Below are 4221 nucleotides of genomic sequence, written 5' to 3'. Positions count from 1 at the left end.
ACGGACGTGGCGGGCAGGCCAGGTGGTGTTCGCCGGCGGGACTCTCGGTACTGTGCGGCTCCTGCTCACGATGCGGGACACCGGGGTGCTGCCGGCGCTTTCGCCGCGGGTCGGCGTGCTCACCCGGACGAACTCGGAGTCCATCATCGGAGCCACCAGGTTCCGTCCGGACGAGCGGATCACCAAAGGCGTGGCGATCACGTCATCCTTCTACCCGGCTGCGGACACCCATATCGAGCCGGTCCGCTACGGCCGGGGCAGTAACGCGATAGCCCTGTTGGCCACCCTCATGACGGACGGCGGCCGCCGGACACCACGATGGCTCACGTTCGTCGGCGAAGCGTTGCGTCATCCGCTCCTGTTCGTCTATGCACCGCTGCCGTGGCGTTGGTCGGAACGCACCATGATCTCGCTGGTCATGCAGTCCCGGGACAACTCGCTCACGGTCGTCCGTCGACGGGGCCTGTTCGGCGGGTACGGGCTGACCAGCAAGCCGGGCCATGGCGAGCCGAACCCGACCTGGATTCCGGCTGGCAACGACGCGACCCGGCGGATCGCCAGGCGTATCGGTGGTTTTCCCGGCGGCACGTTGACGGAGATTCTCGATATTCCGCTGACAGCGCACATCCTCGGCGGAGCCGCGATCGGGGATTCCCCGTCCAGCGGGGTCGTCGATCCTTACCAGCGGGTGTTCGGATATGACGGCCTGCATGTCACCGACGGCGCGGCGATAGCGGCCAACCTCGGTGTCAACCCGTCGTTGACCATTGTCGCGCAGGCCGAACGGGCGATGTCGATGTGGCCCAACAACGGCGAACGGGACCAGCGTCCGCCGATCGGGTCGCCGTACCGGCGTATCCCACCGGTACGTCCGGTACGCCCGGCCGTACCGGACGATGCTCCGGCCGCCTACCGCATCGGCCTGCCCCTGGCCGCGGTCCGGAGCCGTGGATGACACGAACACGGCTCCGGACGGACGGTACGTCCAGTTTTTCACCATCTAAGGTGTTATTTCTCCACCTTAGAGTGCGGGACGAGGGCTCTCGGAACGGGGGTTCTCGGAAGGGGGGTTGCCTGAGTCGGCTTGCCCCGTGCCGGGCGATTCGGTGCCGAGCCCCGGTGTCGGGGCTGCAGGGGCAGTGAGGGGTTCGGCCGGCTGTGTCTGCCGGATGCCCGCGCGGGCGGCCACCGTGGCGCCCGCACCCGCACCGACCAACATGATCGCTGTAATGCCGCGTCGCCGGCGGCGGTGTATCCGTTGGAGCTTGTGTTCGGCCCTGGCCAGTTGCTGCTCCAGGGTGGACTGCGTCTTTTCCGCGTGGACGCGGACTTTTTCCTCCCGGTCGGCGGCGCGGCGGGACCGGGTCCTGGCCAGCTGTAGCTCGGTGGCGTGACGGGCGCGTTGCGCGGCCAGTTCAGCGACCGAACGGGTCCTGTCGATCTGTCGTCCGGCGCGTCCGGACACTGTGCCGGCCCTGGCCGCGGCCTGGGTCACAGCCTTGCCGGCACGGTCGGCAACAGCACTGGACGCGACTGGGATCTTGTCTGTGGGCACGTGTCCGGCTGCGCGGGAAATCTTCTCCGTCAGCGATCGGGTGACCTGGGCCTGTCGGACCTGCCGGATCGGCTCGGCCAGTCCGGCAGGAACCCCGGTCGCGGAAGAAGTATGATCGCGCCACCGTCGGCTCTCTCGTTTGCTGCTCATCGACTTCCCTTCGTGCAGCTCGCGCTACGATCTGCTGAGTCTGCCCTACCCACAATCGCGCTAAGCGCAACCACTGTGCGAATCGTGACAAAACATACACTCTTGGTGTATGGCTCGGGCAGTTCCGCTGGCGCGGGCGGAGCCCTGGTCGCGCCGTCCTGGCCGGAATCCGGCGCATACGATCGGTGGAGCATCGACAGCACGGCGATCGTTGGACGTCCGGCACGACATCCGGCGCCACCGGCGATCAGCCGCTACCGACACGACAGAAGAGAGGCTCATGGCCGAGGAGCTGTACGCTACGCTGAAGACAACTCAGGGTGACGTCGAGATTTTGCTGTTCGAGAACCACGCGCCGAAGACGGTGGCGAACTTCGCCGGTCTCGCCACGGGTACGCGGGAGTGGACCGATCCCGAGACGGGCGAGAAGAAGAAGGCGCCGTTGTACGACGGTACGATCTTCCATCGGGTGATTCCCGGTTTCATGATTCAGGGTGGTGACCCGCTGGGTACCGGCCGCGGCGGCCCAGGCTACAAGTTCGCCGACGAGTTCCACCCGGAGCTGCGCTTCGCCCGTCCGTACCTGCTGGCGATGGCAAACGCGGGCCCGGGGACGAACGGGTCCCAGTTCTTCATCACCGTGGCGCCGACGACCTGGCTGGACCGCAAGCACACCATTTTCGGCGAAGTCACCAGTGGCACCGACGTCGTCGACGCGATCAGTAAGGCGTCGACCGGGGCCCAGGACCGCCCGACGAGCGACATCGTCGTTGAGCAGGTCGTCATCGAGCGCCGGCAGGCATAGGGGTCGGCGGGGACAGGGAAGCGGACGGGGAAGCAAGGTGTCGGGACCGGTGCGATGAACTCACTCTGGTCGGGGCCTGGAGGCCCGGGCGGCCTACGTCCCCGGGCCGTGGACGATGGTGCCACTCTGGGAGCCGGCCTGCGCCTGCATCAGTCCTCCGGACCACCACCGGAGCCGGCTGGCCGGCGGCCCGTGGGCGGACCACCGGGTCCTCCCGACGGCTGGACACCGGATGCCCCCTCCGCCGCCGGCTCCCGGCCTGCGGATCATCCGGACCGGGAGCCGGCGGGGCAGCCTCGCCCCGTCCCCTACTGCTACCGGCACGCCAACCGGGAAACCTACGTGTCCTGTCAGCGGTGCGGACGTCCGATCTGCCCCGAGTGCATGCGTCCGGCAGCTGTCGGGTTCCACTGTCCGGAGGAGGGCGGCGCCGCGGCCTCGCGCCGCGGCGGTGCCTCCCGGCGGCCGGTCACCTCTTTGGGCGGGCGGGCCATGATGAGACGCCCCGGGCTGGTCACCCAGGTACTCATCGGACTCTGCGTGGTCGCGTACGTCCTGCAGGGGCTACCGGGCCTGGCCGGCAGCGGCCCCGACAACGCTTTCACCCAGGACTACTCCCTGTACGGTCCAGGCATAGCGTTCGACGACGAGTACTACCGGCTGTTGACCGCCGCCTTCCTGCATGCGGGCATCCTGCACATCCTGTTCAACATGTACGCGCTCTACCTGCTCGGATCCCAGCTGGAGCAGATCCTCGGACGGGTGCGTTACCTCGCCTTGTTCGTTGTCTGCGCCATCGGCGGAAATACGCTCAGTTATCTGGTCAACGGCTGGAGCACGTTCTCGGTCGGGGCGTCCACCGCGGTGTTCGGGTTCTTCGCCGCGTACTACGTGATTGCCAGGCGGTTGCGCGCCGACACCTCGGCGATCCTCGTCATCGTCGGCATCAATCTGATCATCACGTTCACCATCGCCAGGATCGACAAGTGGGGCCATATCGGTGGTCTCGTCGTTGGTCTCGTGGTCGGTGCGGTCTACGCCTATGTGCCGTCACGCCGCGGATGGGTGCAGGCGGCCGCCGTGGGTGGCGTTCTCGCCGCGCTGCTGTTCGCTGCGGTCGTCCGGACGTCCACGTTGACGTCACTGCCAGTGTTCGTTCAATAGCCGGCAAGGCGGCCAAATAGTCGGAAAGAGCCGTCGGGGTCAGCGCAGGTGGAGGCGGATCTCCTCCACCGTCTCGGCGATCCGATCGGGTTCGGCGCCGAGCTGGCGGCGGCTGAGCAGGATCGGGCCGTCGATCGTCTCGACGGTGAGGACGCGAACGTGCACACCGCGGCGGTTGTGCGTCAGGGTGCCGGCGTGTACCCGTAATACGGCGGCCCAGGGCAGGTGCCGCCGGTGGATCCCGTCCACCAGGTCGACGCCCCCCTGATCCACGCGCAGGGTGGGCCGGGCCAGGGCGTCCCGGCCGGCCAGGAGCAGCAGGCCGACCCCGGCGATCCCGATCAGCAGCCGGCCGGGACGATCCAGCGACTCCCATCGGGCGGCGAGTGAGTCCACGGCGCTGACCGCGAGCACGAACGCGCCTCCGACCGCATACACGGCCACCCGCCACCAGGACGGTGACCAGCTGCGAGGGCCGGACTCACCGCCGGTGCCGTCGTCGGTGAGTCCGGCACCGCTGGCTCCTGCGCCGGTGCTTCTGTGGGTG

5 protein-coding genes are annotated in these 4221 nt (G+C 68.2%); 3 read left to right on the top strand and 2 right to left on the bottom strand.

Annotated elements, in window-relative coordinates:
* The coding region (locus tag DD1DGNOD_RS00995) for a GMC oxidoreductase (RefSeq protein ID WP_131769233.1) at positions 1–955 on the top strand (955 nt) is incomplete at its 5' end.
* 66 nt (positions 956–1021) lie between these two features.
* Here the strand turns inward: DD1DGNOD_RS00995 and DD1DGNOD_RS00990 are convergent.
* Positions 1022–1705 (bottom strand): hypothetical protein, encoded by a 684-nt coding sequence (locus DD1DGNOD_RS00990; protein WP_131764679.1) that lies wholly within the window; start codon positions 1703–1705, stop codon positions 1022–1024.
* 280 nt (positions 1706–1985) lie between these two features.
* Here DD1DGNOD_RS00990 and DD1DGNOD_RS00985 point away from each other — a divergent pair, with 280 nt between their 5' ends.
* The gene (locus tag DD1DGNOD_RS00985) at positions 1986–2510 is read left to right on the top strand and encodes a peptidylprolyl isomerase (RefSeq protein ID WP_131764680.1); all 525 of its coding nucleotides are present in this window, start codon (positions 1986–1988) and stop codon (positions 2508–2510) included.
* 492 nt (positions 2511–3002) lie between these two features.
* A complete protein-coding gene (locus DD1DGNOD_RS28485; RefSeq protein ID WP_241251090.1) occupies positions 3003–3674 on the top strand; it encodes a rhomboid family intramembrane serine protease in 672 nt (223 codons plus the stop codon).
* A 39-nt stretch (positions 3675–3713) separates the two neighbouring features.
* Here DD1DGNOD_RS28485 and DD1DGNOD_RS00975 read toward each other — a convergent pair.
* On the bottom strand, positions 3714–4221 hold a 508-nt coding region (locus DD1DGNOD_RS00975), incomplete at its 5' end, for a PH domain-containing protein (protein WP_430827738.1).

This window comes from Candidatus Protofrankia californiensis, from assembly GCF_900634765.1.
Classification (GTDB): domain Bacteria; phylum Actinomycetota; class Actinomycetes; order Frankiales; family Frankiaceae; genus Protofrankia; species Protofrankia californiensis.
The sequence above is the reverse complement of the archived record's forward strand: the minus strand, read 5'-3'. Positions and strand labels throughout refer to the sequence as shown.